Raw genomic sequence first — 3,876 nt, 5'->3', positions numbered from 1 at the left:
GGCGCGGACTCTCCAGACTCACCGATATCGAACTCGGCGCCGAAATCGGAGCGGCTGGAAATGTGGGTAATTGAAAGGCCCGCCGGATGCGTACAAAGGCGCAAACCTTCGTATGTATGGACACGAGGCACTGCGCGGCTAACTTACGAATCGATACTGCTGCATATACGAACCTTGCTAATCAATCGATTCTCTTTCCCGATGTAGCCATGCGCCCAGACAGGCATTCTGATTACTCAATTTGCTGGCATCGTTCCGGTCGCTATATGATCCGCGAGCTGCGTGCTGACGGCCGTTCGGAGCTTTTGATCGGAAGCTTTGATTCTACCGATGCCGCTGAGAAATGGATTTTGGGTAGATGCAAGTGTTCCGGAGCGGCTGGGATCGTCAAATCTCCTTCATCGGCGATACCGAGCGGGCGGGCAATAATCCATGAGAGAAACGAGTGGGTGTCCCGAGCAGATGAATTCGAAACCAGTCTCTAGACTTTCCTCGAAGCATCGTGGTGTATGACCTGACAGCGCTAGACTTCGCCGGCTATGATTCAAGCGTCGTGCACCGCAATAGTCGACGAGAGGCGGGGAAGAGTCTCACTGGGGAACACGATCGCATCAGGCACATTTATGAGCGAGCTTGCCAAGACGCCATATGATCCGGCATTTTCTGCTGAAGCTCTATTTCTACGGCTATATCGATCAGATCCGCTGCTCGAGTCGCCTCGAGCGAGAGGCCGTCGCCGTCAATGACAGTGGCATCGGCATTGGTGAACACCCATGTCGTCAGCCGCGGCGCTTCGTCTGGACGCACGATACGTCTCGGCAGGGATTCATCGACAAGCGGATGTCAACACAACGAGAGCCGACTCCGTTGTTCCGAACATCGACCGCTACGATCCGCCCGCCCCGTCCGCCTTTACGGTCTGCGCAGGCGCTGCCGGCCGGAGCGTGAGGCAGTGGTCGCCGAGCACTTGACGCGTCAGCGCGCCCTTGATCTCGCGGGCGATCTCGTCGCGAATCTCGGCTCCGAGCTGCCGCTCGGCGTCGGCGTCGCCGACGAGGTGATGATCGGCGAGCCGTTCCGTTAGTCGACTCTTGAATTCATCATCCATCGCATCGACGAGCCGATCCTGCATCTCTGCATGAGCTTCGGGTGAGATGCGGCGCAGCACCGTCGCCCAGGGCTGCCAGCTCGTTGCCAGATAGTCGGCGAATCCCACCGCCTCCTTGTTTCGCACAGAGGTCTCGGCGGTGAGAAGGTCGTGTTCGGTGACGTAGGACGCGCCGTAGAAGCGCATGTGCGGGGCGATGTGCCTGAGGTCCAGCCGTTCGCGCAGTTTGACTTGATATGCGAGATAGACCTCTATCTCGTCGACGAACCGGAGCGAGTTGACCTTGTCGCGGGCAATCCTCTCTAGCTCGCCCAAACGGAACATGACCCGGCCTTGTTCGAGAAGCTTGTCGAGCCGCTCGTCGTAGGCTCCCTCCTCGACATCAGCGTTCAGCCGTGCGTTCTGCATTCCGTTCCAAGCCAAAGTAATGCGATCCTGGCAGCTCTCGCTCGCTCCGACGGCCGACTGGAAGTACTGGGCGCGCAATCCCGGCCTGGTCGCTGCCTGACGCAGATCGTCTGCCACCGCCTGCCGGAACTCGCGATTGCCATAGTTCACAGTGTCCAATAGCCTGTCGAGGAAGCGAGCGTATTCTTGCGCACCCGGCTCTTGGCTAAAGGCCTGCCAGGCAGCTACTGCCTCAGGCTCGTCAGGTAGCCAAGCCGCGATCGCCTCGCACAGAGGCCGCGCTTGACCTTGCATCGCCCCGTCACTCATCGAGAAGAAGACCCGCGGGCCGGCATAGCCCTCGCTATTCAAGATTGTCGCCAAGTTCGTCCGCACTCGCTCTGGCAGCGGATTATTTACCAGATGAACGCGGCAGTCAGAGCCGAGCTGCGTCAGCAAAGTTTCGGGCAGGCTCGTCAGCAGGTTGCCGACAAGGTCGAGGTCCTCCACTCCTACCGGGAGAGTCTCGGGCAGACTAGCCAGACGGTTACTGCGAACGTTGAGCCGCTCGAGACTGGCCGGCAGTATCTCGGGCAGGCCGGTCAGCTGATTGTCGCTGGCGTCGAGCTGCTGAAGCGTTGCTGGGAGGGTATCAGGCAGACTGCGGAGCTGATTCCTGCCAACGTTGAGCCGCTCGAGCCCGGCCGGGAGGATCTCGGGCAGGCTGCTCAGCTGGTTGTCGCTGGCGTCGAGCTGCTGAAGAGTTGCTGGGAGCGCATCGGGCAGACTGGTCAGCTGATTGTTGCTGAGGTTAAGCCAACGGAGCCTGGCCGGGAAGGCGGCAGGCAGGCCGGTCAGCCGATTGCCACTGGCATTGAAATTCTGAAGGCCGGCCGGAAGAGTGTCGGGCAGGCTGGTCAGCCCGTTGTTGCTGGCGTCGAGCCAGCGGAGATCGGCCGGGAGATCGATAGGCAAGGTGCTCAGCCGATTGTTGCTGGTGCCGAGCCCCTGCAGCCCTGGCGGCAGATCGACGGGCAAGGCGGTCAGGGACAAGGATACCAGATTCAGCGGCACGTCGACTTCACCCGCCTCCAGCCAAGCTCTCGTTCGGCTTACTGCCTCTCGCCGATCCTCCTGTTCGCCCTGTCCAGATTCGGCGGCCCAGCCTTCCAGGAGTTGGCGTTGCGCCGAGGCAAGGCGCGCTTGGGTCAAGGCTTCGACCCACTGTGCAGCGGCCTGGGTGAGACCACACAGGCAACCTTGCCGGTGGCCTCGTTCGGAAGTTTCGGACGTAGTGCCAGCGGTCCGCTGGGTCTGTCCTGTATTCATCATGCCCCTTCTCCGACACGAATGAAGGATCTAGCGCCGGAACAGCGATTTTCGACAGTGATGGCCATCGCTACAGGTGACTTGCGAGGAACGATGAAGCAAGCTCCAGGACTGCGGTTGCCACCTCAGGCCCGCCGAACACGCTGCTCCATTCGCTCGCAGTCAGATGCAGCCGATCGTAATGCGTCCGCACGCAATTAAGTCGCCCAATTGGTAGATATTTTAGAAGGGAACCATCGCATTCTCCTCCCCAGATCAAGCCGGATCTGGATAGCCTAGACAGAGACGACTCACGTTAGGAGGCTTAGCTGTCGATTAGCTGACGAGCCGCAGAACGATCCGCCAGTAGTCGATGGCCCCCATCGATGGGGCCGCGTTCATCCACTTGCGCATCGGCTTCTCGACGGCAAGCGTCGGCCGACAATTCGCATAGTTCTCCGCGCACCAAATCGAGTACCTGATTACATCCCGTTTTTCGATCCAAGCGGCCAAGACCCATGCCGCAGTGGCCATCGGACAAGTCCTTGTCGTGGGCAACGCGTTCTGCTCTCTGGCAACACGGTCTCGTCCAGACGCGCCAGGCGGCTCATCCCGATCTGTTGCTGCCCATGCTCCTATCTCGCCTCAAGCGCTTCGATTGCCTGATCCTAGACTAGCGGCAGAAGCTCGACACGGCCGAGACTGCCTCGGGGGCGCAGGCGCCCCACTTTCATCGAAGAAGATTCAGGAACGCAATCGGTAATTCGCAGCGATCTGGATTCCGCTGATGGAGTGCTCAAACCAGTGCCGTCGTAACACCACTCTCAGCGTAGGAGACATGGTCAGGGGCATCATCGCTGCCATCCTCATTGAGCTCCACTGGTCGTCCCTAGAAACCTCTTGTATGACCCTTTGGTCCTCATCCATTCCTAGAAGCTGTCGCGATTGAGCGCCTTAAGGGACTACGTCCAGATAGGCGGCAGCGATCTCGGGCCAGTACATGGATACTGCGAGCGAGAGAAGGAACCCGGTCGCGCTGAACAAGAGGACAAGCGCCAGCGCCTCCATCTCGA

Annotated in this window: 2 protein-coding genes; both read right to left on the bottom strand. The window is 59.8% G+C overall.

Annotated features, from left to right (window positions below):
• Window positions 1-621: 621 nt before the first annotated feature.
• Entirely contained in the window at window positions 622-807 is a 186-nt protein-coding gene (locus tag Q2941_RS51020) for a hypothetical protein (protein WP_458197453.1), read from the bottom strand.
• A 79-nt stretch (window positions 808-886) separates the two neighbouring features.
• Window positions 887-2,827, bottom strand: a complete 1,941-nt coding sequence (locus Q2941_RS51015; RefSeq protein WP_458197452.1) for an NEL-type E3 ubiquitin ligase domain-containing protein — start codon at window positions 2,825-2,827, stop codon at window positions 887-889.
• Between the last annotated feature and the right edge of the window lie 1,049 nt (window positions 2,828-3,876).

Source organism: Bradyrhizobium sp. UFLA05-153 (assembly GCF_054185185.1).
Note: the sequence above shows the minus strand (reverse complement) of the source record. Positions and strands in the feature narration are given on the sequence as shown.